The sequence below is a fragment of the Kribbella voronezhensis genome (genome assembly GCF_004365175.1).
Taxonomy (GTDB): domain Bacteria; phylum Actinomycetota; class Actinomycetes; order Propionibacteriales; family Kribbellaceae; genus Kribbella; species Kribbella voronezhensis.
This window is the reverse complement of the sequence record NZ_SOCE01000001.1, coordinates 2840522-2867445: the sequence shown is the minus strand read 5'-3', so window position 1 is coordinate 2867445 and position 26924 is coordinate 2840522. Positions and strand designations below refer to the sequence as shown.

Below are 26924 nucleotides of genomic sequence, written 5' to 3'. Positions count from 1 at the left end.
CACCGGGAAAGTGCCCCGCATCGCCCCTCCTACGCCGGCGCTCGACCCACCCACCCCCATCCGCCGCTCCTCCGTCGCGGCTCGCGGTCACCTGCGGCTAGCTTCCTACCGTCCGTGAGTCGAGCCGCCGCCTGGTTCGACGAGGCAACCGCCGCCAACTCAATTGCAGCTTTTGCCGTGGCGGACGCTCTGTACAAACCGCCGACCGCAGTCGACAATTACGGCGGCTTTCCACCGGTGGTTGATCTACAAAGTTTGAGTCACGCGGCGGTTCTGATCCGAGGAGGCGGGGGTCCATGGCGGAGGAGGTAACCGGCGTACGGGTTTCGAGGTTTCTGGTTAATCGGGACTTTGCTCGGCTTTGGTATGGGCAGGCGGTTTCGTCGATCGGCGACTACGTCTTCGACACAACGCTGACTCTCTGGATCGCTACCGAACTGCTGGCCCACAGCCACTGGGCCCCGGCTGCCGTCAGCGGGTTGATGCTGTGCGCGTTCCTCGCGACGATGGTGGTCGGACCGATGGCCGGTGTCTTCGTGGATCGCTGGAGCCTTCGCCGTACGCTGCTCCGTTCGGAAGTGATCCGCGGCCTCGTCGTCGGCACCCTCGCGTTGATCACCCTTCTGCCGACCTCCACCCTCCCGGTCGGTGTCTGGCTGATTCTGCTGTACGCCGTGGTCCTCGTCGTCAACTCCGCCGGGCAGTTCTTCAACCCGGCACGGTTCGCCACCATCGGCGAGATCGTCGAGGGCGAGGCTGATCGGGCCAAGGCGTTCGGGCTCGGTCAGGCGACCGCCGCGACCGCCGTCATCCTCGGCCCGCCGATCGCCGCGCCGCTCTTGTTTGCCCTGGGCATCAAATGGGCGATGTTCATCAACTGCGCCTCGTACGTCGTCTCCTACCTCGCCATCCGCTCGGTCCGCTTCCCGGCCGCCGACGCCACCCGGACCGACGTCTCGGCCGCCGATCGGACGCCGTGGCGCACGCAGTTCGCCGACGGCATCAAGATGTTCGCCCGCAACCGCTTCCTCATCGCTCTGCTCGCGGTCATGGTCATCTCGTCGCTGGGCACCGGCGCACTCACCGCCCTGATGGTCTTCTTCGTCACCGACAACCTGCACGTCAGCGCCGGCCTCCTCGGCATCCTTTGGATGGCGTACGGCGCGGGAGCGGTCTCGGGCTCCTTGATCTCAGGCCGTCTGACCAGACTCCTCCATGCCCGCAACGTCACCTGGCTCGGCCTGATCTTCGGCGGCGCCGGAATCGCAGCCCTCTCCCGCCAGACTCACTACTCCGTCGCAGTGGCCCTCATGTTCGTGATGGCCATTCCTGTAGCAGTCATGAATGCCGGCATCAGCCCACAGTTGCTGGCGGTGACTCCCAAGGAATTCACCGGCCGCATGATGGGCGTCCTCAGCCCGATCGTCACGGCAGCGTCAATGATCTCGGTGGTGGTGGCCGGCTCCTTGGCCAGCACTACCCTCCGCGATTTCCATGCCACCGTCCTCGGCCTCCACCTCGGCCGAATCGACACGATCTTCCTCACCTCAGCAGCCCTGATCCTCTGCGCCGGCATCTACGCCTACTTCGCCCTACCCCCAACGACGGTTGCGTCGGTCAGCTGAGTTCGAAGGTGGTCGCCAAGGGAAGGTGGTCGGAGGCGAGCGTGCTGGGGGTCTTGGCGGTCTTCGCCTTCAAAGCCGAAGAGTGCAATGTGAAGTCGATCCGGGAGGTCGGGAGCAGCGACGGATTGGTGAAGCCCAGCCCGAAACCGACCTCGGCCCAGGTGTCGGCCCAAACCGCGGTCAGCGTCTTGATCTCCGGCGACGTCGGTACGCCGTTCAGGTCGCCGACAAGCAACGTCGGCGCAGTGGACCCCGACAACAGCTGAACGATCTTCTGCGCCTGCTCGACCCGCTCCGCCGAGGTGAGCTTGGAAAGATGGGTATTGGCGAACCGCACATCTCGCCCGCCCACGTCCAGGGTCGCCACAGCCAACCCGCGCTGCTCGCTACCGGCGTACAAGGGCAGCAAGGTGTTGCTGAAATCCTTGATCGGGTACTTCGAGAGAATCGCCGTCCCGTACTGCCTGCGCGGCTCACCCTCATTCACCGGCGGCTGATCAAGATTCGCCGCGAACCGGTATTCCATCCCCAGCCGATCAGCCAGCCAGGCAGCCTGATCCACCCAATTGCTCCGCGCATCAAAGTGAACATCCACTTCCTGCAGCCCCACCACATCAGCCCCCGACTGACTGATCACCCCAGCAATCCGCTCAAGATTCACCACCCCGTCCACCCCGGCGGCGTGATGAATGTTGTACGTCAACACAGACAACGTACTGACCTCCCGAGCCGGCGCCGCGACGGCAACCGTCGGCGTCAGCAAAAGCAATCCGGTCAGTACTGCGAACAGGCGGCGGCTGCTCTTACGCACGGCACAACCTTTCTGGTGTAGTCCAGTTCTCCTCCCCAAACCGAACCACACGACTGGGTCACCACTGATCCCACCAGGCCCTCGAGAGGAGGCGCCGCCCTTCGTCCAGCGGCAGGGCTCAGGCGTCGAAGGTTGCGATCCGCTCCAGTTGGGCGTCGCGCCGTCGTCGTGCCAGCGCGGCGGTCCGCGTTGCCCGGTCCAGTGCCCGTTCAAGCCGTGCTGTTTCGCGCTGCGTGCCCTTCAGTTGTTGCCGGGCTTGGTCGAGTTCCTCGGTCAGCCGGCCGATCGTGGCCTGCAGATCGCCGGCGTGATGCTGGTGCGCGTCGAGGACCGACTCGGCTTCGGCCCGTTCCTTCTCGGCCTGTAGATACTCCTGCTCGAGCTCATCGGCGTGGCTCTGTAGCTCTTCCCGGCGCCGCTGCAGAGCTCGCTCAGCACCAGACTGCTGCGGCCGCGCCGCCTTGGTCGCCTTCTTGGCCGGCGCGCTGCGGACAGTGCGAGGTTTCATCGGCGCGAGCTTGGCCGGTTCGCCCGACTCGTCGACCACACCGAACCCGACATGCCGCAACGCGCTGGTCAGCTGGCCAGTCCGAAGCAGCTGCGCGGCGCCGGGATCGATGAGCGCGGCATCAAGCGTCTCGGTAAGGCGCTCGACGACCGCGGGAGTGATCGACCGACCGAGGGCGCTTGCCTCAGCTCTGGCGGAGGCCACGAGCTCTTTGACCAGCGCGTGGCGTTTCGGGGTGAGAGAGCGCAGCCTGGCGCCGTCGGCCGACAGGTGAGCAGCGCGCAGCTCTTCGCCCAATTCGGTGAGGGCATCAACGCCGTCCGGATCGGTCCGGACCAGCAGGTTGGCCAGCCACGCCGCCAGAGTAGGCCTCCGCAGCGCCCTGATCACGGCAGCGGCCTGACCACCAACCGTCTTGGCCAACTGATTACGAGCAGCGGTGAACTCCTCCGGCGCAAGCCCGTACAGCTCCACCGCCACCGCATCCAGATCCACCCTTCCACAGTGCACCGACGCCTCCCCGCCCGTCCAGACATTGCCCCGCGGCGCAGCACCTTCTGATGCCCCAGGCAATCAATCGCCCCCCCGGAGACCACGATCTCCAGAAGAAAGTCGACCCGAACCAGCCGCAAGGAGTGGTCAACTGAGAGCATTCAGCAACTTTCGAACTTGCCGAAAGCAACATCTCGGCCGGTGCGATAGCCTGCGCGGCCGCGGCGACACCGGCGGCCGAATGCCGGTGACACAGGTAGTGGTCATCACTGGGAAAGCCGCTCGGGACGTATTGCACAGGCCGGCGGTCTGCGGCGGCGGCTAATTGGAAACCCGTATCGCCGCAGCCCCCTGACGAATAGGCTCGCGCTCATGACCGACGGCGACTGGGCTACCGATCCGGCGCTGCGGAGGACACTGGCGGCCGCTGGTCTTCCAGCAACCGGGCGCTTTGTATCAAAGGCCGGCTGGGTCAGCCGCGTGTGGGTCGGCGACGAGTACGTCGTACGGCTGAACACCAACGCACAATTCCGCGACGCCTACCGCCACGAGGCCACAGTCGTCAACCTGCTCGCCGGCACCGAGGTCCCACACGCCCGCCACCTCGCCCACGGCGACGGCCCCGACGGCCCGTGGTACATCTCCGAACGCCTACCCGGCCGAACCCTGTACGACGCATGGCCGGCGGCCGACTCGCACACGCGCCAAGCAATGATCGAAAGCCTCGGCGCCGCCTTGCGCGCACTTCACCGCATTCCTGCCCCCGCCGACCTCCTGCCGCCCTGGCTGGCCGACGCGCTCGCCGGCAAGCCGTGGCCCGCGTTCCACCCACCCGTAGTGAGCGCGACCCTCCAGCAGGTCGAGGCCGCCCGACGACAGCCCAGCCACGACTCGCGCCTGCTCACGGACGTCGCCGACTGGATCCAGGACCGGCTGGCCCTGTTCGCCGCCGACGAACCCGTCCTCGTCCACGGCGATCTCCACGGATCCAACGTGATCGTCGACCAAGGGCGAGTCACCGGTCTTATCGACTTCGCCGAGGCGCTAACTCAGCCAGCGGACGTCGAACTCGACACCATCCTGCGCTGGTGCGCGAGGGCACGCGAATACCCACCCACCCCCAACGAACAAGGCCTAGACGAGACCATCCTCACAGCAATCCCCGGATGGCTCCACAGCGCATATCCGGAACTGTTCGAGCGCGAGCATCTGCGCGAGCGGCTGAACTTCTACGACATGTACGGCGAACTCGCGCTCTACGCCCACCACCCCGAGCCCGAGACACGCGCAGCGGCGCAACACCGAATCGCTAACCTACTTTCCGGCCACAACCACCTAGACAACCTCGTCTGGTAGCAGCCGCCGGCGGCCGGTCAGCTTGGCAGGCCGAAAGCTTGCCTCGAGCAACACTGAGATCGCGGCCAAGCCGGCCCCGATCTCCTCGGGCCGGTAGCGCCGGAACTGGCCCGGGCCGAAATCCAACTCCCCGGGCCTAACCGCATGCCGGGCGGGGCTGCTGGTCGAGGTCGCGGTGGCGACGCTGGCGATGGATCGTTCGCGGTTCGAGCTGAAGTGAGATGACTTCCTTCACTGAAATAGTCAAACGGCGCTGCGACGGGGTCGTGTTTGCCGAGAGGTATCGGCAGCACGACCTTGGCGGTCTGGGCGTGGAGCTACCGGCCGGGCTTCCAGAGGTAAGCAAAGCCGCGTCGGCGCCGGAAGGTGATCGGCCCTTCGCCGCCCGCACTTCGATCGCTTCTTCCAGCAAAGACCGCGTTCGTTCGAAGACCCCAGGCCGAGGTTGTTGCTCGCGAAGACTTCTTCGGCGGTTGTCACCCGGCCGTCATGGCGGACCGGTCCAATTGCCGATCCTTTCCACGCGGCAGTGGCTGGGCGAAATGCCTGGTCAGATGGTGCCTTTCGCCCCTGCGGTGAACCGGGCGGGCAAGCGATGGTGGCCACACGAGACAACAGCCGAGAGGTCGTCATCATGGGGTCGTCGCAGTCCGCCCAGCCACCGCCACCGCCGCAGCCACCGCCGCAGCCACCGCCACCGCCACTGCCACCGCCACCGCTGCCGTACCCGCCGCGGACACCGCTGGGGGGATCGACGCCCGGTTGGCCGTACCAGCCTGGGCCGGTGGATCCGTACCAGGGCGGTCCTGGTGGTCCCCCAGGTCCCGGCGTGCCCGGTCCGGGCGGACCCGGTGGACCGGGCGGGCCGGGTCGGTCGCCGGGATCGAGAGGGCCGGCGCGGGTCTGGTGGGTGCTGGCCGGTGTCGCTCTGTTGTGTGTGGTTTTGGTGGCGGGGGTGCTTCTGTGGCCTCAGGACCCGAAAGTCGGTCCGATCCCCACTCCGGTGCCGACTCAGACGTTGCCGTCCCCGACGGCGATTCCGTCTCCGCAGCCGACCAGCACCCGGCCTTCGCCGGTGCCGACCAGTACCCGTCCCTCGAGGGCACCCAGTTCCGTTCCTTCGAGCGCTCCGCAGCCTGAAGTGGGCGTGCTGGGGCTGCTGGGCCGGCCGATGTCGGACCCGCGGGTGGATGCGTGGGCCCAGCGGTGCGGACTGCGGCCAGGGCAACTGGGAAACATCATGTGCAACGACTACGGGTTCGAACTCGACATGGATTCGTCAATGACCGTCACGTCGATCGTTCTGTACGCCAACGAAGGCGGCGGCGGGTTCTCCCAGTACGCCGGGAGTCTGCCGGGAGGCCTGGCCTTCACCGACACCTATCCCGTGGTCGTCGGCAAGCTCGGCCAGCCCCTGGAGTTGGTCGGCGGGTCGGGTGCTACCGAGGTGTCGGCGCGCTATTCGGCGCCGCCGTACGAGCTGTCGGTCACCTTCACGACCTGGTACAAGAGCGCGGAGTACCTGGCCCGGGCGACCGTTCATATGATCGCGATCGGCCTGACGCAGTAGATCCCGACCTGACGATGAATGCAGACCGTGAATGCACGTGTTCGTGCGCCCGCATCACGTCACGGTCATAACTCGGGCCCAGCAAGTCGGTCGCACGCGCACCGCTCGCCAACCAGAACGACACCACGCCCGGTCAACGCCGGCACGGGGTTAACGAGCGGCCCGCGCCGGTCGAGCACGCCCACTCATAGAAGCCGAACAACACACTCAGCTGGTGGTCGATCGTGCGACTGGCTTCTGTCTTCCGGGGTTCCAGTAAGAGGACGGTTGATTCATTCATTTCACCTTGATGATGATCCTGTCGCGTGTGCGTTCTGTGAAGGCGGCGGGGACGTCGGCCAGGTCGCGGACGGCCGTGACGAGCGGTGTGAGTCGACCATCGCGCAGGCGAGCAGCCAACTGGGCCGTCTGTTCGCGATGAGGCTCGACGACGAAGAAGATTGCCCTGCCGTTGTCAGGATGGACAGTTGGCGGCGCGGCAACGCTGACGAGCGTGCCGCCGGGGCGCAACAGCGCGGTAGAGCGGTCGAGGATCTCCCCTCCGATCACGTCGAACACCACATCGACCTCGCCAACGTCCTCGAGACGGTCGCCGTCCAGGTCGACGAACTCATGAGCGCCCAACGTGCCAGCCAGGTCCCGGTCGGCGGCCCGACCAGTGCCGATGATGTGGGCTCCGACCTCGCGGGCCAGCTGTACGGCGACCGAGCCGACAGAGCCGCCGGCACCATGAATAAGGACGCTCTGGCCCGCTTGGAGGTGAGCATGGTCGAACAGCGCCTGCCAAGCCGTCAGCCCCGGCATCACCACAGCCGCTGCAGTCGTGTGGTCGACGTCGGTGGGCAGCGGCGCCAGATTGCGAGCCTCGACGGCGGTGTACTCGGCGAGCGAACCGTTGCGAGCCCAGTCGGTCAGCCCAAAGACCCGCTGCCCAATCGTGAGACCGGTCGTACCGTATCCGAGCTCGACAACTACACCAGACACCTCGTGGCCAAGAACGCTCGGCGTACGATCACGCCCCGCACGATCGGCCCAGGTACTAGGCCACTCCGGCTCACCCCGAAGAAACCCGGCGGCATGAACCTCAACAACAACGTCGTTCTCAGCAGCGCTGGGAGACGGCAGCTCGCTCAGCGACAACCCAAAGCCGTCAGCCTCCCGATCCCGGACAGTGATGGCACGCATGAGAATCCTTCGCAGTCGTCGTTGTAATCCCTCCCCTCGACCGTAGACACCCGCACCCCACGACCACTGGTCCATTCACAAGCAGTTTCGATGGGCCACTGGCAGCTCAGCGATCGCCTGAGCACTCCTTACTGGCGGCAACCCTCTAGGCAGGGACGAACCGGGCAGCAGACAACCCGCACCAAACCGCGAGCCGCGACGAAGGAGCGGCGGACTTGGGGTGGGTGGGTCGAGCGCCGACGAAGGAGGCGCGAAGCGGGCGTACTTCCCCGGCGTACGAGATGCGTAGGCCCCGTCGGACTCGAACCGACAACCCGCGGATTAAAAGTCCGCTGCTCTGCCAATTGAGCTAGAGGCCCCTGGGTGGTGGGGACAGTGTGTCAGGTTTGCGGGTGGTTTCGCTCGTTGGGGTGGTCTAGCGGGTCGGAGGGTGGGATGTCAATGGATTCGGAGGGTGATTAAAAGATTACGGACGGTTGAACCGGATGGTGGGGCGGTTCGTTCAAGCGGGAGAAGGGCGCTGCTGGGCGGGTGAGGCCGGCCGGTGGCGTTGAACCCGTCCCGTTCACCTGAGGAGTGAGTATGGAGCGCTGGCGTCACGAGGTACTGGGGTTGTTCCGGATTGTGGTGGGGTTCTTGTTCGCCACTCATGGGGCCGCCGCGTTGTTCGGCGTACTGGGCACGGATCAGATCCAGGCGTTCGTCTGGCCGGGGTGGTGGGCTTCGGTGATCCAGGCGGTCGGTGGGTTGTTCGTGATGCTGGGGTTGGGGACGCGGTACGCCGCGTTGCTGTGCTCCGGGTCGATGGCCTACGCCTACTTCACCGTGCACCAGAAGGACGCGCTGCTGCCTGTGCAGAATGGCGGGGAGAAGGCGGCGTTGTTCGCGTTCGCGTTCCTGCTGATCGCGTTCCTCGGGTCGGGGGCGTGGGCTCTCGAGAGCAGTCTCCGGCGGGATCGTGAGCTGGTGGCTGCGGCAGACTGACCCGACCGAGCCCCACGACGATGACAGAAGCTGGAGCGCCGATGGCCGACGACCGGGCGGCGCTGTTGCGTGAGTTGCACGATGTGCACGCGCCCTCGTTGTGGCGGTTCGTGGTCCGGCTGACGGGGGACGACCGGTTCGCCGAGGACATCGTTCAGGAGACGCTGCTGCGCGCTTGGCGCCGGCCGCAGATCCTGACCGAGGACGAGGCGGGGGCCCGGGCCTGGCTGTTCACGGTGGCGCGCAATCTGGTCATCGACGATCGGCGCAGCGCCCGGGTCAACCGGGAGGTGGCCAGTGACGATCTGCCCGAGCGACCGAGCGCCGACCATGCCAACGCGGTACTGGACGCGTGGCTGGTGTCCGATTCGCTCGCGCAGTTGTCGCACGACCATCGGCAGGTGATCGTGCGCGCGTACTACGGACGTCGCACGGTCACCGATATCGCCGAGGAGCTCGACATCCCGGCCGGGACGGTCAAGTCGCGGTTGCACTACGGGTTGCGGGCGCTGAAGCTGGCGTTGCTGGAGAGGGGGGTGACGAAGGAATGAGCGATCCGTACCGCGAGTGGGATGCGGCGTACCTGCTCGGGGCGTTGTCGGCGCCGGAGAGACGCCAGTACGAGGAGCATCTGCGGACCTGCCCGGATTGCGCAAAAGAGGTGGCGGCGCTGGCCGGCGTACCGGGCACGCTCAAGGTGTTGCCGGACGACCGGGCGCTCGCGACGATCGCCGTCACTCCGCCGAACCTGCTGCCCGGCCTGACCCGAGCCGTGCAGAAGGACCGCCGGCGCCGCAGACTACGGCTCGCCGGGTTGATCGCCGCGACCGCCGCCACCGCTGCCGTGATCGGCGCGGTGGTGGCGGTCCCGCTCGCCCGGCAGGATCCGTCGGGTGACTACGTGGTGCTGGCGCAGACGGTGGCGAGCAAGTTGTCGGCGGATGCGCGGCTGGTCGACGAGCGGTGGGGCACGACGATCGAGATCAGTTGCCGGTACGACGAACTGGCGACGCCGAGTGAGCGCGCTCGGGGGTACGAACTGTTCGTGACCGACGGCTCCGGCAAGGCGACGCTGATCGCCAGCTGGACCGCCGCGCCCGGTACGACGGTGAAGCCGGCCGCCACCACCAAGCTGCATCGCGGTGAGATCCGGGCGCTCGACATCAGGAGTTCGGAGACCGGCCGGATCCTGCTGGCCGTGCATTTCTGAGGATTCGCTGAAGTCAGGGGCCGCGGCAACGAATGGGGACCACCGTTTAGGGCACCAGTGAGGTCAGGAGTGAACGGTCGCTCGAGAGGCCGTTCAATCCAGGTCCCGGCGTCCAGACACGTGCGTCGGGATCGCCCCTTTCCAGACCACTTTTCAGACCAGTTTCCGGACGGCTTCCGGGCGCCCCAACCCCGGAGGCCCGGATGTTAAAGTTCAACGCGGTTGGGAAGTCAGCCGGCGACGGAGCATGCCGCCACGAGCGGATCCGAAACCCCTGAGGACCACACCCGTGACGACAGCAGTGCCCCTGCCTTCCCCGGACAAGGCAGCGTGAAGGACGGCTTTGCCCAGGACCTGGCCCGGATGGCCCAGATCCTGCATGAACAGCCTGACGTCGAGCAGACTGCCGAGCGATTCCTCGAGTTCGTCCTGACCGCGCTCGCCACGAACCACGCCAGCGTCGTACTGACTCAGCGTGCCGGCCGGCTGGAGTCAGCCGTCAGTACCGACGCTCTGGTCGAGGAGGCCGACCGGCTGCAGGTGGAGCTCGGCGAAGGCCCGACGTACGACGCGGTCCAGGAGGAGCGGAGCGTGGTGAGTGGCAACGCGGCCGCCGACGAGCGCTGGCCTCGATGGTCGGCCGAGATGACAGAGGTCGCCCTGCGGAGCGTGCTGTCGGTCCGGCTCCGGACGCCCACCCGGACGGTCGGCGTACTGAACCTCTTCGACCCGGCGACCGATCGGTTCGGGGAGTCCGACGACGTGACGGCCCAGATGTACGCCGACCATGCCGCGGTCGCGGTGGCGAATGCCCGCAGCGAGTCCAGCCTCTGGGAGGCGATCGACTCGCGGCGGCTGGTCGGGCAGGCGCAGGGGATCTTGATGGAGCGGTTCGGCCTCACCGACGAGCAAGCGTTCGCAGTACTGCGCAGGTATTCGCAGGACAACAACGTGCGGTTGCGTGAGGTGGCCGAGCGGCTCATCCGGACGAGGAAACTTTCCTGATCCGTGTAACACCTGGGGTGTGATCACCGATACACCGTGTGTAACGCCACTGAGGATCCCGCCCCAGGTCAACCGCCCGAAGGGCCTGGGGCGGGGTTCTCGTCTGTCGCTCGAGGCGCCCCGACCTTGTCGTTACGCGCGAAGGCCCCCTGGAGATCTCCAGGGGGCCTTCGCGCTGTGCCTCCTCCTACGACGCTCGCTCAGTCGGTCGGTGCGACTCCGGCAGTGCGATCCGGTTCGCCGGCAGGCGTTCCGTCCGTTCCGTACCGTCGTCGCCCTCGTACTGCACCGTGCCGGTCCATCCCGTCTCCTCGTGCTCGCGGCCGATCAGCCAGCCGCGGTACCAGCGGCCGTCCACGAGGACGACCACATGGCTGGGCAAGGAGAGGCGGGACACCAGTTCGGTGTCGGGCTCGAAACCAGTCATGGCCGAAGGGTAGGCCGAATCGGGCCGGATTGCCCATCCGATGCGTGTCCCAGGTCACACCGATCTCACGCACTGGAAGGAACGACGGATTTTCCCCGCGTCAGCCTCGGGACAGTAGGTCCCGTACGACGCCCGCGGGCAACCCCAGATCGCGCACCGAACCAGTCACCTTGAGTGCGCGGCCACCAGTGATGTGCGTCACCCACCCTTGTTTCAAAGCGTGTTCGCACAACGCCGCACCCACCCGGCCGGCCAGGTGTGGCCGTCGCTCGGTCACGTCGAGGCACGACCGGACCAACGGTCGGCCACGGCCCGCGTCGACCTGGATGCCGAGGTTCTCCAACCAGCGTTGGCCTTCCGTCGTCAACGCGACGCCGTCGGACCAGTCGAGCAAGCCGCGCTCTGTCATCGCATCGGTCAACGCCACCCCGAGTCTCCCGGCGAGGTGGTCGTAGCAGGTGCGGGCTCGGGCGAACGCGTCCCGCTTGCTCGCCGCGGCGAGGCTGGTGGCAATCTCCGTACGCCGAGGCGCCAGCGCCGCCAGTCCTTCCAGCAGTTCAGCCGTTTCGGGCCCGGCCAGTTTCACATAGCGGTGCCGTCCTTGCCGTACTTCGGTGAGCAGGCCGCCGGACACCAGCAGATTCAGGTGCTCGCTGATCGTCGGTCGCGAAACGCCTGCCAGTCGCGCGAGTTCGGTCGCCGTCCACGCTCGTCCGTCGAGCAGCGCGAGGCACGCCGTGGCCCGGGTGCTGTCGGCGAGCATCCGTGCCCAGGCGGCAAGCTCCTGGCCTTCGCTGGCGATGTTCACCCCACCATCCTGCCTCGCGGTCGGTTCGGCGCCCACCGAAGCGTCCGGCTCCTAGCGTCGGACGCATGACTCACCTCACGATCGAACCGTCCATCCTGTACGTCGGAACGCCGGTCGAACTGTTGTCGACGGAGAACCCCGACGGCACCTTCAACCTCGCGCCGATGTCGTCGGCGTGGGCGCTCGGTGACGTCGTCGTACTCGGCCTGGGTCAGGAGGGTCACACAGCGGCCAACCTGAGGCAACGGCCCGACCTGGTGATCAACTTCCCGTCGCCCGAGTTGTGGCGCAACGTCGAGCGGATCGCCGGCTGCACCGGGCGCGATCCGGTGCCGGCCGCCAAGCAGGAGCGGTTCCGCTACGAACCGGCCAAGTTCGAGACGGCCGGGCTGACGCCGGTCCCGTCCGAGCTGGTCCGGCCGCCGCGGGTCGCCGAATGTCCCTTGCAGTTCGAGGCGCGCGCGATCGACGTACGACTGGATGCCGAGGGCAACTTCTTCGTCGTGCAGGCGAAGGTCCTGCGCGTGCATGCGGACGAGCGCGTCGTCGTACCGGGCACTTCGTACGTCGATCCCGGTGCCTGGTCGCCGTTGGTGTACAACTTCCGGCACTACTTCGGTCTCGGGCCGGAGCTCGGCGAGTCGTTCCGCACCGAGACGCCGCGAGCCCGGGTCGCGGCCGGCGTCTGTGGCCATGCCTGAGCGGCATGCCGGGTATGCGAAGTATGCGGTGGTACGACTCGAGCCGGTCGGCGAGGATGGTGTCCAGCATCGACCCTGGAGGAATCCTTGACGAATCTCTCGTACCCGTTGCCCGACGCTGTTGCTCCGGGCAACGGTTATAGCCATGTCGTGACCGGCCCGGGACGCTGGGTGGCGATCGCCGGTCAGGTCGCGCTGGATGCCGACGGCAACCTGGTCGGCGACGGCGACCCGGCGGCGCAGGCGCAGCAGGTCTTCACCAACCTGGAACGCTGTCTCGCCGCTGCCGGCGCGACCTTCGCCGACGTGGTGAAGTTCGGCGTCTTCGTCACCGACATCGCGTTCCTGCCGGTCATCCGGTCCGTGCGCGATACCCGTATCGACACGGCGAATCCGCCGGCCAGTACTGCGGTGCAGGTGGTCTCGTTGTTCAGCCCCGAGGCGCTCATCGAGATCGAGGCCTTCGCGGTGGTGAACGACTAGCGCAACAGATCGACCGCGACCCGGGCGGCCTCGCCGATGGCGGCGTCGACCCGGGGGAGGCGGCTGTCGCTTCGCGCGGCAAGGGTGAGCACGGCGACGGCGTACGCGTCCCCACCGGGCAAGGTCACCACGGCGGCCTCGTGCCGGAGCGCCCCGAAGGTCCCGGTCTTCCCGGCGACGCGCACCCCGTCGTACGGGAAGCCCGCGGCGATCCTGTGCTGGAAGATCTGCCGTTCCATCGTGGTTCTGGCGAACTGGGTTTGCCCGGCCGACAGCAGGTCGCCGGTCCACAGCCGGCTCAGGAGTCGGGTGAGTTCGCGAGCGGTGCCGGACGACGCGTTCGCGGCTTCGTAGACACCGGGCGGATCGGTCCGGTCGTTGTCCGCCAGTACTGCGAGCGCCGCGTCGGCGTCAGGTGCGCCCGTACTGCGCTGCAGCGCCCGGAGGTTGTCGGCGGCTCCACGTCGGATCCGGGTCCGGGTCAGGCCGAGCTCGCGCAGGATGGTCGCGAGCCGGTCGAGGCCGACGTGGTCGAGGAGCGCGTCCGCCGCGGCGTTGTCGGAGACCGTCATCATCAAGACAGCGAGGTCGCGCCGCGAGATCGTGATCGGATCGGCCAGCAAGGAAAGCCCGGTCGGACCAGGAGTCCTTGCTTCAGGCAACAGAGTGACCTGTTCGCGGGGGTCCAGCCGGCCCTGGTCGACGAGCTGGCAGAAGCCGACGAGCAGGGGCAACTTGTAGACCGACGCCAGCGGTACTACGGCGTCGGAGTCGACCTCGATGCTTTCGTCCGGTCGGTCGAGCGGGGTCGCGTGCAGCCAACCGCGAACGCCGGCGTCCTCGAAGATCGCGCGGATCCGGCCGGTGGAGGCGTTCATGAGGCGGCCAACGCCTTCGTCAGGTGCGGAATGACCTCGGCGGGCAGCGCGGACGGCGTACGGGATTGCGGCCAGACCAGGCGGAGTCGGACTGGAAGTGGATCGTCGACCAGGCGGTGGCGGCCGACGCCTGCTGCTTCCAGGTGGGGGTCCGGGGTCACGAGGATCGCCTGGCCGGCTGCGGCCATTGCCAGTCCGGCGCGTTCGTCGGTGACCACTACTGTGCCGCCCGTCGGGCGGTGCAGGGCGAGTGTGTCGAGGAACAGGTCGCGTGCTGCCGGTGCCTCGGCGCGAGGTCGGACCGCTACCGGGAGCCCGTTGAGCTTTCCAAGCTGCAGCGCTTCGCCGTTGTCCGGAACGAGCGAAGTCGGCACCAGTGCCCAGGTCGGCAGCAGCGTGACCGGCCCGGCTTGCAGGCCGTCCAGCACTGCGGGATGCAGTACTGCGGCCAGCCCGAGCCGCCCGCTCGCTACGGCAGCTACAAGCGAGCTTGTCGGAGCCGTGACTACGGAGACTCGCGTACTGCGAAGGGCCTCGGTGCAGGCGGCCGCTACTGCAGCGCCGACTGCCGCGGGGACCTCAGGGGTCAGGCCAAGGCGTAGCTCGGGTGCCTCCGGGTCCTGGGCGCTCGCCGCTTGGTGGAACTCGTCGAACGAGTTCAGTGCGCGGCGGGCGAAGGGAAGGAGGGCGGCGCCGGCGGGGGTGAGCTCGACCTGGCCGGGACCGCGCTCGAACAGCTTGGCGCCGACCAGAGCTTCCAGCCGGCGGAGGCCTTGGGACAGCGGTGGCTGGGTGATGCCGACGACCCGGGCCGCGTCGCCGAAGTGTCGTTCGTCGGCGATCGCCACAAAGATCTGCAGGTGTCGCTCAGTCAGCATGACCCGGCTGACCTGCCTCGATATCACCAGCGGATCGGTTCATGTGCAAGAGCCTATTCGACATGACGAGTCGCCGGGACTTTGACTAGGGACCGCTTGCCGGGCAGGCCGGTGGGCGGGAGGAGGCGAGAATGTCGGTCAGTCGGAGACGGGTCCTGCTCGGTGGCACGGCGGCGACGGCAGCGGCGGTGGCCGGAGCGGCCGGAGTACGGGCTGCTGGAGGCGCCGATGCCGCAACGGGTGCGGCGGCTCGGGTCGGGGTGCGGGAGCCGGTGGAGTTCACGTGGTGGGGGAATCACGCTTGGCAGATCCGGTGCGGGAAGTACGTCGTACTGACTGATCCCTGGTTGACGCGCTTTCACACCGGGACCTACTCGGCCGCGGGTGCGGATCCGGGGACGCGGATCGTGAGTTCGCCGGCGATCATCGACCGGTATGTGACCACGGCCGACGCGATCCTCGTGCATCACGGTCACTACGACCATCTCCCCGACGTGCCGTACGTCGCGCGCAAGACGAGCGCGACCGTGCTCGGCAACGAGACCCACCTGAACCTTCTCCGCGCTCTGCGTGCGCCGTCGGATCAGCTGTCGCAGGTGTCGGGTGGCGAATATCTGCCGTTCGAGGGGTTCACCGTCGAGGTGTTCCGGTCGGTGCACTCGTGTGGTGGGAAACGGCATCAGTTCGCCTTCCCGGGGACGCGGCCGGGCGCAGTACCGGCCAGGCCGCGGACGATCGCGGATCTGGTCGAGGGCGGGACGTTGGCCTACGTACTGACGATCGGTGGGCTGCGGATCCTGAGTCTCAGTACTGCGGGTTTCGATCCCGGGGCGCTGCGCGATCTCCAGGTCGACGTCGTGCTCGCTGCGCCGGGTGGTGAGCCGGGTGTGACCGATCGGCTGCTGGCGACGCTCAAGCCGGTCAAGACGGTGATCGCCACGCACTGGGACGACTTCGACCAACCCCTGGACAAGCCGGCCGTCGACTGGGGCGGCCTCAGCAAACTCCGTACGTCGGTAGCCGCCGCCGGTGCCGAATTCGTCGTGGTCGACCACCTCCAGTCCACCACCCTCTGACCGAGGGGTCCGCGGCTGGCGGTGGCGACCTGGCCCCGGCCCTCCGTCAGGGGAGCGAGGTGGCGGTGGTGGCGGGGGTCAGCCGGTAGCCCTGATGGGCGGAGAACTCGGCGGCGAGGGCGAAGCGGTCGCCGCGGACGACGGTGTGGCGCCATTCGATCTTGCGGCCTTGGGCGTGCCCGAGCCGGTTGATCGAGAAGGCGGCGGCGTCGGCCGGGCAATGCAGGAGCGCGCGCTCGGCCGGGGTCGGGTTGACCGCGCGGATGTCTTCGCGGCCGTGGTCCAGGCGGAGGCCGGTTCGCTCGGCCAGTTCGTTGTAGAGGCTGGTGTGGCTGAAGTCCGCATCGAGGAGTCCCTCGGCCAGTGCCTTCGGCAACCAGACTCGGTCGAGCGCCAGCGGTTCGTCGCCTGCGAAGCGGACGCGTTCCAGATAGACAAGCGGGCTCGACGCTTCGAGGTCGAGGCGGCTTGCGATCACCCCGTCGGCGCGGACGTCGAGGGCGCGTACGACGCTGTGCTGGTCGAGGCCGGACGCCTCGACCGAGGAGAACAAGCTGTACAGCGCGCCCATCGGCTGGCGGATCTCGGGGGTCGTCGCGACGCGCGGTTGGCGACCGCGTTCGGCGACGATCAGCCCGTCCGCGCGCAGTTTGGCGAGCGCCTGGCGGACGGTGTGCCGGCTGACCGCGTAGTCCTCCACCAAGGCGAGTTCACCGGGGAAGAGGTCGTCGAACTCCCCGGCCCGGAGCCGTCGGACCAGGTCCTGCTGCAACTGCTTCCACAGCGTCTGACCACCACTGCGGTCGAGCCTGCGCTCGGTCATCCGGTCGTCAGCTCCCACTCCTCCAGGGACGGCGCAGCGCACCGTCTTGCCAAATGTCCGGTCATCTCTTAGCGTAAATGTGCGTACATTTACTCCGGAGAGGCCCGCCGCATGCTGCACGTCGAGGTTAGGTCACCCAAGCACCGCCCGACCCCAACCCCGTCCAGCGCCGCGCAGGCCGCCAGCACCGACGCCATCGACCCGCCCCACGACGCCGCCGCTCCTGTCCGGTCCCTTGCCAAGTGGGTGGGGCGATTGCCTGGGGTCGGGGTTGTGGTCGTGTTGGCGGCGCTTGCCGTGGTGCTGGGGCGGTTGGTGCCGGTGGTCGGGGGACCGGTCTTCGGGATCGTGCTCGGGGTGCTGGCCGGCGTCGTCGTGCCGGTGTTGCGGCGTGAGCGGTTGCGTCCGGGGTACGACTTCGCCTCCAAGAATCTGTTGCAGTTGTCGATCGTCGTCCTCGGCACCGGGCTGTCTCTGCAGCAAGTGGTGCGCGTGGGTGGGTCCTCGTTGCCGGTGATGCTCGGCACGCTGACCGTCGCACTGGGTGGTGCCTGGGTGTTCGGCCGGCTGCTCGGCGTACGGGGTGATACGCAGACGTTGATCGGAGTCGGTACTGCGATCTGCGGCGGGTCGGCGATCGCCGCCGCAACAGCCGCGATCGGGGCGAAGCGGTCCTCGGTGGCCTACGCGCTCGCCACGATCTTCACCTTCAATGTCGTTGCTGTGCTGGCGTTTCCGCCGCTCGGCCATCTTCTCGGGCTGAGCCCGGAAGCATTCGGCTTGTGGGCCGGTACTGCGATCAACGACACCTCATCGGTCGTCGCAGCCGGTTACGCCTACTCCCAGTCGGCGGGCGACCAGGCGCTGGTCGTCAAACTCACCCGCTCACTCACCCTCGTCCCGATCGTCCTCACCCTCGTCGTTCTGAAGTCCCGCCGGGACGCCCGTACGACGCGCGTCGGCCGGAACGCGAACGCCGATGAGCCGACGGCGGAGGGACAGCGCCACGTAGAGGTTGTCGGTGGGGAGCGGCGCGGTCTGCCGTGGCGGAAGCTGGTGCCGTTGTTCCTGGTCGGCTTCGTCGCGGCCGCGGCACTGAGGAGTGCCGGGCTGGTGCCCGACGCCTGGCAGCCGGGGCTGACCTTGACCGGGACCTTCCTGATCACCTGCGCCCTCGCCGCGATCGGCCTCTCACTCCGCCCCGCCGAACTCCGCGCCGCCGGCCTCCGTCCTCTCCTGCTCGGCGCGATCCTCTGGGTCGCAGTAGCCACCACCAGCCTGCTACTCCAACTCCTCACGAACACTCTCTGACCGGTACGCCCGAGCAGCCGGAGCGATCTCCGGCTGCTCGGCGATCTCCGGCTGCTCGGCGACCTTCGGCTACTCGCGTGACTCGAAGGCTGCGGGGCGAAGCTGAACGGCGCGGATCCGGGCGACGTCGAGCTTGACCGAGCGATCGAAGCGGTAGATCCCGTTCTCCTCCTGGAAGACGTCGGTCAGTTGCGTGTAGCAATAGCCGAACATCAACGGGTTGTCGAGCAGCACGTCCACCAGACCGGCGAACCGGTCGTAGAAGTCCTCCTCGTCCGCGACTCGTTGCCCATAGCCCCAAGATTCGGTGTTGTCGTTCCCCGACGAGCTCTCGGCCGCCTCCGGGTTCCACCAGATCCCGCCGAACTCGCTGCAGAAATAGGGCTGGCCCGCATAGGCCAGCGAGATCGGCCGATCGTCCGCGCCACCGGTGTTCCCGTACGGCGTTCCGTCGGCAAGGCCGGCCATCTGCTTGCCGAACTCCACCGGATCCTGTACGTAGTTGTGCGAATCCCAGATGTCGGTCTCCGGCACCCGGTGCGAGTAGCCCGACGCGTCGAGCACCGGCCGTGAGGTGTCGGCGGCCTTCGTGGCAAGGAACATCGCCCGGGTGACGTCGTCGAGCTGCGTGATCCGGTCGTGCAGCAACTGATGCGTCTCGTTCAGCGGGCACCAGCCGATGATCGACGGGTGGCTGTAGTCCCGCTCGACCGCTTCGAGCCACTGCGTCACGAACGACGCTGTCGGTTGCTGGTTGCCCTCCCCGGTCCCGGCGACGCTCGCACCCCAGTCGCCGAACTCGCCCCAGACCAGATAACCGAGCCGATCCGCGTGGTACAGGAACCGCTCCTCGAAGACCTTCTGGTGCAGCCGTGCCCCGTTGAACCCGGCCGCGAGACTCAACTCGATGTCCGCCACCAAGGCTTCCTCCGAAGGAGCCGTCATCAGGCTCTCGGGCCAGTAGCCCTGGTCCAGTACGAGCCGCTGGAACACGTGCTTGCCGTTGATCAGAACGGCCTGCCCGTTGATCGACACCGATCGCAGTCCGGCATAGCTGCCGGCACTGTCGACAATGTTGCCGGAGGCATCGATCAGTTCGAGCCGTACGCCGTACAGGTGGGGGTCGGTCGTGTCCCACAGCCTGACCCGGTCGGCGGGGATCGCCAGCACGAGGCGCGGTGCGAGGTCGAGATCGGCCCGGACCTCGGCGCTCACCACCTCGCCCGCGTCGTCGGACACGACGGCGCGCACCTTCCAGCCCGGCTTGTTCGCCGAGATCGGAACGGAGAGATGGAACGAAGAGCCGGCCACGTCGGGGGTGATTCGCGGCCGCAGCAGGTGCACGGTCGGAACGGCCTCGAGCCAGACGGTCTGCCAGATCCCGGTCGTCCGCGTGTAGTGGCAGTCGGCGTTGAAGTACGGCTGACTCTGCTTGCCGCGAGCCTGTACGCCGTACCGTGTGTCCCGTGCGCGCACCACGATCACGGCCTCTTCGCCGGGCTCGGCCACGCCGGCCAGTGAAGCGCTGAAGGGGGTGAAGCCGCCACGATGGCGGACAACCTCGACGCCGTTCACCCAGACGGTCGCGTCGTGGTCGACGGCCTGGAAGTGCAGGACCGCCTCCCGGCCGTCCCAGGAAGCCGGGACGATGACCGTGGTCCGGTACCAGACGGCTTCGAGGAAGTCGACGTTCTCGATCCCGGACAGCTGCGATTCGGGGGCGAACGGGACGACGATCCGCTGCAGCAGGTCGCGGTCGCGGACGCCGCGCTCGAGGCCGGAGTCGGAGCGGTCGAGCTCGAACTGCCACTCGCCGTTCAGGGTCAGCCAGTCGGGCCGGACGAACTGCGGCCGGGGGTGCTCGGGGCGGGGTGGTCCGGACTGGACCGGGGTGGATGACATCGAGGGCCTCCGATGCGGTGGAGTGCGCGGTCGCGATGACACTACAACGTTGGAATTCCGGCGGCAATGGGCTGACCATCCGCGAAGACAGCGTTGTCAATACTTTTCGAGAAACCTCGAATTGCAGCAAGTTGCAGGCCCGGGACCAACCGAACGGCGCCGAGCCTCGTTAGAAAGGAAGTCAGCACCGAACCAACTCGTGGTTCGGCGCATCATGCTGGGGGAGATGCGGTCGGTACGGGGAGATGTGTGGAGGTCGTCGGGTGGGAATCGAGCGAACTGCGGAGGTCCGGGAGCTCCGGCTCCAGGTGCCGCAGGCCGAACTGGAGTCGCTGTACCAGCGGCTCCGGACGTTCCGCGCGGGCGGTGACTACATAGCAGCGGGCCTCGACCGCATCGTCCCGGCCGTCTATGCCGACGACCTGCTCGACTACTGGGTCACCGGCTACGACTGGCGGGTGCACGAGCGCCGCCTGAACGCCTACAGCCACTACAGCACCGAGATCAGCGGGCAGTTCGTGCATTTCCTGCACCTGCGGTCCGCCAACCCCGACGCCCGGCCGGCGCTGCTCACCCATGCCTGGCCGAGTGGTGTGATGGACGTGCTGGAGGCGGCCGGCCGGTTGGAGGCGACGGGCAACCACCACCTGGTCATCCCGTCGATCGCCTGGACGGCGCTGACCGGTCCTCCGGGGGGTTCACCGAGCCGGCGGAGCGCGGCCGGCTGGGACGAGCTGATGCGCCGCCTGGGGTACGGCGACTACCAGGTCGGCGATGACCAGTTCGGGCTCGACGCGACCCCGGCGTACACGGAAGTGACCGAAGCGCAGGCCCAGCAGCGGGGACTGGACGCGGCCGAGCTCGCCGAGGTGCGCTGGTTCAACGGGAACCTGACTGCCTTCACCGAGAGCCAGCAGATCTCGGCGCTGGTGCTCAGCACCGCACTTCTGGCCTGGAACGCCCAACTGGTCAACCTGGACCTCGACCGGGACGCGCTGCTGACCGGCCTCACGCTTGCCTGGTTCGCGTCCCGGCTGCCGATTGAGGAGCTACCCGCCGAGTAGCCGCGCGCCGTTGTGGTGACAGACGGCGCGGAGCCAGTCGTCGCCGAGCTCGAGGCGTTCCAGTGATTCCAGCTGGACCGCGTACTCGTAGGGGATGTTCGGGAAGTCCGACCCGAGCACGATCCGCTCCTGCAGTGCTGCCAATCGCGGCAGCAGCGAGCGGTCGACCGGCATCATCGCCTCCGCGAACGGCGTGAACGCCATCGTCGTGTCCAGGTGCACGTTGGGATAGGTCTCGGCCAGCGCGAGATGCTCGGCGTACTCCGGCATGCCCAGGTGCGCGATGACCGCGGTCAGTCGTGGGTGCCTGCGCAGCACCTCACCGAACGGCCCCGGGCCGGTATGGCTGCCGGGAATCGGGCCTGACCCGCAATGCACCACGACCGGTACGCCGGCCTCGGCCAGCTGACCCCAGACCGCGTCGAGCTCGTCGTCGCGCGGGTCGTAATCACCGACCTGGACGTGCACCTTGAAGATCCGGGTGTCCAGCTCCAGAGCCTCTTTCACGTACTGCGCTGCGCCTGGTTCCGGGAAGAACGTTCCGCTCGGGACGCAGCCGGGTGTCGCGGCCGCGAAGTCCCGGGCCCACTGGTTCAGCCACGCCGCCATGTCCGGCTTGTGCGGGTAGACGAGCGCCGGGAAGCGCCGTACGCCGAGTGCGCGCAGCGTCTCCAATCGCTCGGCCACGGGCGTTCGATAGGTGATCGGCCAGGCCCTGCCGTAGTGCTCTTCTGCCTGGTCGAAGTACCGCCAGACCGCGTCCATCACCGCGTCCGGCAGGAAGTGGACGTGCACATCCATCAATCCGTCCACCCCGAGCCGCTGCCACCATGCCGGTACCTCGTCATCGCGCACCACGCCACTTTAGAGTCTCGCGTAGTTGCAATAGCTACGTAACTACGTACTATCCACAGTGTGGAAGAAGCTGTGGATAACCGGCTCGCCGAGCTGGAACGGCGGATCGCCGCGCTGGAATCCGGCGCGTCGACCCGACTTCGTCCACACGACATCGAGCCCACAGAAGATGCCGTCCTGGGGCTGGACTGGACGGTGTGGGCGGGGGCGCTCGCCGCACTCGGGAACCCGGTGCGGCTGACCCTGGTGCAGCAGATCCTGGGTGGGACCAGCACAGTCATTGCGCTCAGTGCGGTCCAGGGTCTTGGCACGAGCGGGCAGATCTACCACCATCTGCGGCAGTTGACTGCCGAAGGCTGGCTGCACAGCCCGAGCCGCGGCGTCTTCGCCGTACCGCCGAACCGGGTGGACGCACTACTGGCGATCTTGGTTGCTTTGGAGAGGTCAGCATGAAACTCATCGCCGTACTGCTGGCGATCGCGGTGACGGCCGGGGGCTGGCTGGTCCGGCCGCGCAGTCTGGACCTGGAGGCAGCGCGGACCGGCGACGACAAACTGCAGGCCTTCATCGACAAGGACTACGAAGGGCCCGGACACCGGCTGGCCGTCGCGGTGATCGGTGACAATTCGATGGTGTTCGCCGGCCGGGGAGCCAACGAACACAGCCGGTTCGAGATCGGCTCGATCAGCAAGGCGTTGACCGGCTTGCTGCTCGCCGACTCGGTACGCCGCGGCGAGGTGAAGCTGGATCAGCAGGTCGGCTCGATGCTTCCCCTCGAAGGAGCAGACGTCGCCAACGCCACGCTGGAGGAACTGGCGACGCACACATCGGGCCTGCCCAACACCTCACACCAGCCCTTGGTCGTCACGCGGTCACTCCTCGCCAGTTGGTCCGCAGCCAACCCCTACCCGTACGACGTGAAGCAGGTGATCGACCAAGCCAAAGCAGCCGGCACCGGCGGTCGCGGCAAACCGGCGTACTCGAATCTCGGCGCGGCGCTGCTCGGTCAGGCGCTCGCCAGGAAAGCAGGGAAGAGCTACTCGGAGGTCCTGGCGGAACGAGTGCTCCAACCGCTGCAGATGAACGAGACCCAGGTGACCGCGACGGCGCCGGTCGGCTACAGCTCAGGCGGGCGGAAGGAAGCGCCTTGGGTCCAGGACGGGTACGGTCCGGCCGGAGGGGTTGTGTCCACGTCGGGCGACATGGCACTGATGCTGCAGTCGTTGCTGAGAGGCACCGGCGTCGAGGCACTGGCTGCTAGGAAGGACTTCGGCGACGGCGACCGGATCGGGCTGTTCTGGCTCACCAGCCCGCTGACCGGAACCGATCACTCGATGGTGTGGCACAACGGAGGTACCGGCGGCTACCGCTCGTTCGTCGGTCTCGATCTGGAGCGGAAGCGGGCCGTGGTCGTGCTGTCCGATGTGGCGGCTTCGGTGGACGACTTCGGCACCAAACTGCTGGCGGAGCAGTCATGAGAACGGCCTTCGCGCTGGTCCTGGCGATCGGCTACCCGCTGCTCGCCCTGTGGCAGATCCACCGGCGCAAGCTGCGGGACCGGCTGGACCTCGTACTGATCGTCGCGGCCGGGATCCTCTTCCTGTTCTTCGCACGCGCGACTGTGGACTGGCAGGCGTTCCCACCGTGGCTGTGGCTGATCGGCCTCGTCCTGCTGGCGGTAGATGTCGTCCTGGCCGGGTGGGCATGGCCAGACCTGCGCTGGACGGATGCCAGCAGGCCAGGGCGGCGCGCGACCTCGGTGACGATCCAACTGGCGATCGCCGCGGCCCTGATAGCCGTTCTATTTTGACTGGTCCGCGACCCACAAACCGGTGAGGCCGCGGAAGTGGGCCAGGAACTTCTCCTGCTCGTGGGCGGGGTAGGTGGCCGCGACCGTCTCGCGCAGGATGCGGTCGAAGTCGTCGCCGCGGACCCAGTCGACGAGTCGCTCGTCGAAGTCGGTGAGGTTCTCGGCGCACCACTCGCGGTACTTCGCGGTCTCGAAGTACTCGTCGGCCAGGCCCAGGTACGCGTCGATCTTCGCGTCGTAGTCGAGCGAATCGTCGTCGGCGATCGCGAAGTACCGCTCGGTGTGCAGGTCGACCTTGGTCCTCCGGCCGGTCGCGAGCGAGAACACCGACCACTTCACCAGCGCGCTGATCGCCCACGGGAAGTAGTAGTGCAGTGAGGTGATCGCGACATCGGGGCAGGCGTTCGCGTAGTCGATCGGGTGCACCGAATCGCCGTGCACGAGCATTTCGCAGGAGTTGAACTCCCAGCCGAAGAACGCGTTGACGATCCGGCTGATCGCGACCGCCTGGTGGCCGGCCGACGGACTGAGGAAGTCGTGCGAGACGGCGTACCGGTTGTGCATCGGCTCGTCCGGGCGGAAGTCCATCACCATCGTCTCGGCGCCGATCGACAGCGCGCGGGCGAACTTCTCGTACTCGACCGTCGCCTGCAGGTGCATCAGCATCTCGCCGGACTCGTCGTAGGCCTTGTGCAGGTCGTCGGGGTTGTTGATCCGGGAGACGCCGCGCCAGCCGCCGCCGTCGAACGGCTTCATGTACATCGGATAGCCGAGGTCGTCCGCGATCGCGTCCAGGTCGAAGGGCTTGTTGTACTTCGCCGACGTGTACGCCCAGCGCACGTTGTCGACCGGGTTCTTGTAGGGCACCAGGACGGTCCGCGGGATCTTCAGGCCGAGCCGGAGCATCGCGCAGTACGCGCTGTGTTTCTCCATCGACTGGAAGGTGAACGGGGAGTTCAGCAGGTAGGTGCCGTTCATCAGCGCGGCCTTCTTCAGCCACTCGCGCGGGTGGTAGTACCAGTACGCGAGCCGGTCGATCACCAGCCCGACCCGGACCGGATCGTTCAGGTCGAACGGCTCGATGGACAGCCGCTCGGTGCTGAACTCGTGCGTGGTCCCCGCGGTGTCGGTCACCGGCCCGACCTGGCGAAGGAGCGCTTCGAACGCCTGCGGCCAGTCCTCCTCGGCGCCGAGCAGTAGGCCGATCAGATGCTGAGAGCGGTCAGACATGTGCGAGGCTCCTTAACAGAATCGAGGCAGGTGGTGGGCGATCTGTTTGCGCCACCAGGGCCAGTCGTGCGCGACGTCGTACCCCCACAGGTCCAGGTCGTGCGGGATGCCCTTGGCAGCCAGTACTGCGCTGATGGCGCGCGCCGACGGCAAGGAACCGGTCGGGTGGGTCTCCCAGTCGCCCTGGCCGACGGTGAGCACCAGGAACACCCGGTTGCGGAGCCACTCGAGGTGGTCGCCCTCCAGGTTGGGCAGGTAGTCCGCCGGGTTGTTGAAGTACAGCGCGTCGCCGCGCTCGCCCCACGGGTGCCAGCTGGCCGCGTCGTAGTTGCCGGACTGGCAGATCGCGATCGGGAACAGGTCGGCGCGCTTCATCGCGAAGTTGAGCGCGTGGAAAGCGCCCAGGCTGCAGCCGGTGGTGATGATGTCCGCGGCACCCGGGGTGTCACTGCCGATCGCCGGCACGACCTGGTCGAGGATCCACGACTCGTACGCGCCGTGCCGGCGGGCGCGCTCCTCCAGCGGCAGATTCCGGTCCGACCAGCTGACGTGGTCGTAGGAGTCCACGCAGTACAGCTTGATCCTGCCCGCTTCGATCAGGTCCGCGACGGCACCGACCATGCCGTTGCTCTCGTAATCCCAGGCCCGGCCTTGCTCACTCGGGAACACCAGCACCGGTCGCCCGTAGTGCCCGTACCGGATCAGAGTTCCCGGCCGGTCCAGCCCAGGTGCCTCCAGCTCGACCTGTTCACGTTCCATCAGCCTCACTCCAGGTGCGCCGCAGTAGACCCGTCAGACAGGGATCAAGCACATCACGCCAGGCGGTGAAATTGTGCATGTCCGGCGTTTCGTCGAAGGCTACGCGGAGACCGAGGCCAGTCAAGTGCGCTGCCATCACCCGGTTGTTGTGCACGTTCTCCTCCGGCGTCCCGGCGGTCATCGCGATCGCGGGCCGGCTCGGAGGCTCGGTTGCCGCGAGCACCTGGTTGACGAAGGCGGTGACCTCGGCGTAGTACTCGAACTTCGCTTCCTGCGGATCCGTGCTGAGTGTGAAGAACGACCCGGACTGCAGGAAGAGCCCGGCGAAAGTGCCCGGGTGGTTCCACTCGGCGTACAGGGCTGCCAGCGCGCCGAGGCTCGCTCCCATCAGCACGGGCAACTTGCTCTTGTACTGCGAGGTGACGGCGGGCAGAACGCTCTGGGTCAACGCCTCGGCGTACTGCGGGTTGGCGGCGTACCAGAGGTTTCGCGAGGTCGGCCGGACCAGCGCCAGCCGGAACGGCGGCAGGGTGCCGTCGGCAACCATCGCGCCGGTGTAGTGCGTCAGGCCCGCGTACGCCGCGAACTCCGGGCCGTCGTGGGAGACCAGCAGCGGCAGCTCGAAGCTCGGGGCGATCCCGCTCGGAGCCCAGACCTCGACATCGACCTGTCCCACCGGCGTCGGATCGACCGGCAGCGCGGTCACGTCGGCCGCGATCGGCTCGATGTCGATCCACCGCGGTTCGACGTACCCGGGCAGCGGCAGCCAGGAGTGCTCACCGAACGCGCCGCCGACGACTCGCGGGTTGGTCGGGTCGGTCCGCATCCCGGCGTCGGCGATGTCGAACAAGTACTCCATCCGGTGCACCGACGGCCGCGGCAACCGCAGCTCCCAGCCGTAGTCCACCGGCTTGAACTCCAGCAGCTCAGCGGCGATCCCCAACTCCTCCCAGAGCCGCACCCCGTGCAGCGCGTGCTCGGGGTCCGCGAGGCGGAACACCACCTCGGCCCCCTCCACCGCACTCACCACCGCTGTCTCAGACATCCGCCCACCGTACGGCGTCCCTCCCGGCTCCCCGAAAACCTATGCGTACGCGCGAGGCCGAGATCACAGGCGTGTCGACGTGCTGAATCGATCGCTCTGTGTAGTGGACGTGGGAAATCTGTGAACAC

General features: G+C 67.5%; 28 protein-coding genes and 1 tRNA gene. 15 read left to right on the top strand and 14 right to left on the bottom strand.

Features of this window, described 5'->3' with window-relative positions; genetic code table 11:
- The first annotated feature begins 296 nt into the window (after positions 1-296).
- Positions 297-1625: an MFS transporter gene (locus EV138_RS13035; protein WP_133979040.1), complete on the top strand. Its 1329-nt coding sequence runs from the start codon at positions 297-299 to the stop codon at positions 1623-1625.
- On the opposite strand, the gene EV138_RS13030 is transcribed toward EV138_RS13035, so the two are convergent.
- A complete protein-coding gene (locus EV138_RS13030; protein ID WP_133979038.1) occupies positions 1618-2436 on the bottom strand; it encodes an endonuclease/exonuclease/phosphatase family protein in 819 nt (272 codons plus the stop codon). The genes EV138_RS13035 and EV138_RS13030 overlap by 8 nt on opposite strands.
- Before the next feature lie 118 nt (positions 2437-2554).
- Positions 2555-3439 (bottom strand): hypothetical protein, encoded by an 885-nt coding sequence (locus EV138_RS13025; RefSeq protein ID WP_133979036.1) that lies wholly within the window; start codon positions 3437-3439, stop codon positions 2555-2557.
- 369 nt (positions 3440-3808) lie between these two features.
- On the opposite strand from EV138_RS13025, the gene EV138_RS13020 reads away from it, so the two are divergent.
- Both EV138_RS13020 and EV138_RS13015 read left to right on the top strand, forming a co-directional pair.
- Positions 3809-4792, top strand: coding sequence for a phosphotransferase family protein (locus EV138_RS13020; protein WP_238158102.1), 984 nt, complete (start codon positions 3809-3811; stop codon positions 4790-4792).
- Positions 4793-5939: 1147 nt separating this feature from the next.
- The gene (locus tag EV138_RS13015) at positions 5940-6362 is read left to right on the top strand and encodes a hypothetical protein (RefSeq protein WP_133979034.1); all 423 of its coding nucleotides are present in this window, start codon (positions 5940-5942) and stop codon (positions 6360-6362) included.
- A 276-nt stretch (positions 6363-6638) separates the two neighbouring features.
- On the opposite strand, the gene EV138_RS13010 is transcribed toward EV138_RS13015, so the two are convergent.
- Both EV138_RS13010 and EV138_RS13005 read right to left on the bottom strand, forming a co-directional pair.
- Positions 6639-7547, bottom strand: a complete 909-nt coding sequence (locus tag EV138_RS13010; RefSeq protein ID WP_133979032.1) for an NADP-dependent oxidoreductase — start codon at positions 7545-7547, stop codon at positions 6639-6641.
- A gap of 286 nt (positions 7548-7833) precedes the next feature.
- A tRNA-Lys gene (locus EV138_RS13005) sits at positions 7834-7906 on the bottom strand.
- Between the two features lie 223 nt (positions 7907-8129).
- On the opposite strand from EV138_RS13005, the gene EV138_RS13000 reads away from it, so the two are divergent.
- The 4 genes from EV138_RS13000 (at position 8130) to EV138_RS12985 (ending at position 10746) form a co-directional block, all read left to right on the top strand.
- Complete coding sequence (locus EV138_RS13000) at positions 8130-8531, top strand: DoxX family protein (protein ID WP_133979030.1); 402 nt, start codon at positions 8130-8132, stop codon at positions 8529-8531.
- 20 nt (positions 8532-8551) lie between these two features.
- Positions 8552-9082, top strand: a complete 531-nt coding sequence (locus tag EV138_RS12995) for a sigma-70 family RNA polymerase sigma factor (protein WP_166678570.1) — start codon at positions 8552-8554, stop codon at positions 9080-9082.
- Complete coding sequence (locus EV138_RS12990) at positions 9079-9741, top strand: anti-sigma factor family protein (RefSeq protein WP_133979028.1); 663 nt, start codon at positions 9079-9081, stop codon at positions 9739-9741. Before EV138_RS12995 ends, EV138_RS12990 begins: the two co-directional genes overlap by 4 nt.
- A 330-nt stretch (positions 9742-10071) precedes the next feature.
- Positions 10072-10746 carry a GAF and ANTAR domain-containing protein gene (locus tag EV138_RS12985; RefSeq protein ID WP_133979026.1) on the top strand — a complete coding sequence of 225 codons (675 nt, stop codon included), beginning with the start codon at positions 10072-10074 and terminating at the stop codon, positions 10744-10746.
- A 187-nt stretch (positions 10747-10933) separates the two neighbouring features.
- Here the strand turns inward: EV138_RS12985 and EV138_RS12980 are convergent, their stop codons facing one another.
- Together EV138_RS12980 and EV138_RS12975 are read right to left on the bottom strand one after the other, a co-directional pair.
- Entirely contained in the window at positions 10934-11173 is a 240-nt protein-coding gene (locus EV138_RS12980) for a hypothetical protein (RefSeq protein ID WP_133979024.1), read from the bottom strand.
- A 100-nt stretch (positions 11174-11273) separates the two neighbouring features.
- Positions 11274-11981 carry an ArsR/SmtB family transcription factor gene (locus EV138_RS12975; RefSeq protein ID WP_133979022.1) on the bottom strand — a complete coding sequence of 236 codons (708 nt, stop codon included), beginning with the start codon at positions 11979-11981 and terminating at the stop codon, positions 11274-11276.
- Positions 11982-12046: 65 nt separating this feature from the next.
- On the opposite strand from EV138_RS12975, the gene EV138_RS12970 reads away from it, so the two are divergent.
- The gene (locus EV138_RS12970; RefSeq protein WP_133979020.1) at positions 12047-12682 is read left to right on the top strand and encodes a flavin reductase family protein; all 636 of its coding nucleotides are present in this window, start codon (positions 12047-12049) and stop codon (positions 12680-12682) included.
- 87 nt (positions 12683-12769) lie between these two features.
- Positions 12770-13165 carry a RidA family protein gene (locus EV138_RS12965; protein ID WP_133979017.1) on the top strand — a complete coding sequence of 132 codons (396 nt, stop codon included), beginning with the start codon at positions 12770-12772 and terminating at the stop codon, positions 13163-13165.
- Here EV138_RS12965 and EV138_RS12960 read toward each other — a convergent pair.
- Both EV138_RS12960 and EV138_RS12955 read right to left on the bottom strand, forming a co-directional pair.
- Positions 13162-14043, bottom strand: a complete 882-nt coding sequence (locus tag EV138_RS12960; protein WP_133979015.1) for a serine hydrolase — start codon at positions 14041-14043, stop codon at positions 13162-13164. The two genes, EV138_RS12965 and EV138_RS12960, sit on opposite strands and share 4 nt — an antisense overlap.
- A complete protein-coding gene (locus tag EV138_RS12955; RefSeq protein ID WP_133979013.1) occupies positions 14040-14921 on the bottom strand; it encodes a LysR family transcriptional regulator in 882 nt (293 codons plus the stop codon). Before EV138_RS12955 ends, EV138_RS12960 begins: the two co-directional genes overlap by 4 nt.
- 131 nt (positions 14922-15052) lie before the next feature.
- Between EV138_RS12955 and EV138_RS12950 the strand changes: the two genes are divergently transcribed.
- Positions 15053-15997 carry an MBL fold metallo-hydrolase gene (locus tag EV138_RS12950; RefSeq protein WP_133979011.1) on the top strand — a complete coding sequence of 315 codons (945 nt, stop codon included), beginning with the start codon at positions 15053-15055 and terminating at the stop codon, positions 15995-15997.
- Positions 15998-16043: 46 nt separating this feature from the next.
- Here EV138_RS12950 and EV138_RS12945 read toward each other — a convergent pair whose 3' ends face one another.
- Complete coding sequence (locus tag EV138_RS12945) at positions 16044-16820, bottom strand: GntR family transcriptional regulator (protein ID WP_133979009.1); 777 nt, start codon at positions 16818-16820, stop codon at positions 16044-16046.
- A gap of 111 nt (positions 16821-16931) precedes the next feature.
- Between EV138_RS12945 and EV138_RS12940 the strand changes: the two genes are divergently transcribed.
- Positions 16932-18131 (top strand): YeiH family protein, encoded by a 1200-nt coding sequence (locus EV138_RS12940; RefSeq protein ID WP_133979007.1) that lies wholly within the window; start codon positions 16932-16934, stop codon positions 18129-18131.
- A 69-nt stretch (positions 18132-18200) separates the two neighbouring features.
- Here EV138_RS12940 and EV138_RS12935 read toward each other — a convergent pair whose 3' ends face one another.
- Positions 18201-20033 (bottom strand): glycoside hydrolase family 2 protein, encoded by a 1833-nt coding sequence (locus EV138_RS12935; protein WP_133979005.1) that lies wholly within the window; start codon positions 20031-20033, stop codon positions 18201-18203.
- Between the two features lie 263 nt (positions 20034-20296).
- Between EV138_RS12935 and EV138_RS12930 the strand changes: the two genes are divergently transcribed.
- Positions 20297-21097 carry an epoxide hydrolase N-terminal domain-containing protein gene (locus EV138_RS12930; protein ID WP_133979003.1) on the top strand — a complete coding sequence of 267 codons (801 nt, stop codon included), beginning with the start codon at positions 20297-20299 and terminating at the stop codon, positions 21095-21097.
- Here the strand turns inward: EV138_RS12930 and EV138_RS12925 are convergent.
- Positions 21083-21952 carry an amidohydrolase family protein gene (locus EV138_RS12925; RefSeq protein ID WP_238158101.1) on the bottom strand — a complete coding sequence of 290 codons (870 nt, stop codon included), beginning with the start codon at positions 21950-21952 and terminating at the stop codon, positions 21083-21085. The genes EV138_RS12930 and EV138_RS12925 overlap by 15 nt on opposite strands.
- A 60-nt stretch (positions 21953-22012) precedes the next feature.
- Here EV138_RS12925 and EV138_RS12920 point away from each other — a divergent pair, with 60 nt between their 5' ends.
- From EV138_RS12920 to EV138_RS12910, 3 genes are read left to right on the top strand one after another with little or no spacing between them, the layout of a single operon-like run.
- A complete protein-coding gene (locus EV138_RS12920) occupies positions 22013-22405 on the top strand; it encodes an ArsR family transcriptional regulator (RefSeq protein ID WP_238158100.1) in 393 nt (130 codons plus the stop codon).
- Positions 22402-23430, top strand: a complete 1029-nt coding sequence (locus EV138_RS12915; RefSeq protein WP_133979001.1) for a serine hydrolase domain-containing protein — start codon at positions 22402-22404, stop codon at positions 23428-23430. The genes EV138_RS12920 and EV138_RS12915 overlap by 4 nt, the downstream gene beginning before the upstream one ends.
- The gene (locus EV138_RS12910; RefSeq protein ID WP_133978999.1) at positions 23427-23762 is read left to right on the top strand and encodes a hypothetical protein; all 336 of its coding nucleotides are present in this window, start codon (positions 23427-23429) and stop codon (positions 23760-23762) included. The genes EV138_RS12915 and EV138_RS12910 overlap by 4 nt, the downstream gene beginning before the upstream one ends.
- Here EV138_RS12910 and EV138_RS12905 read toward each other — a convergent pair.
- From EV138_RS12905 to EV138_RS12895, 3 genes are read right to left on the bottom strand one after another with little or no spacing between them, the layout of a single operon-like run.
- Entirely contained in the window at positions 23754-24992 is a 1239-nt protein-coding gene (locus tag EV138_RS12905; protein WP_133978997.1) for an ATP-grasp domain-containing protein, read from the bottom strand. The genes EV138_RS12910 and EV138_RS12905 overlap by 9 nt on opposite strands.
- A 12-nt stretch (positions 24993-25004) precedes the next feature.
- Entirely contained in the window at positions 25005-25751 is a 747-nt protein-coding gene (locus EV138_RS12900; protein ID WP_133978995.1) for an esterase family protein, read from the bottom strand.
- Entirely contained in the window at positions 25741-26796 is a 1056-nt protein-coding gene (locus EV138_RS12895) for an alpha/beta hydrolase (protein WP_133978993.1), read from the bottom strand. Before EV138_RS12895 ends, EV138_RS12900 begins: the two co-directional genes overlap by 11 nt.
- Positions 26797-26924 lie beyond the last annotated feature (128 nt).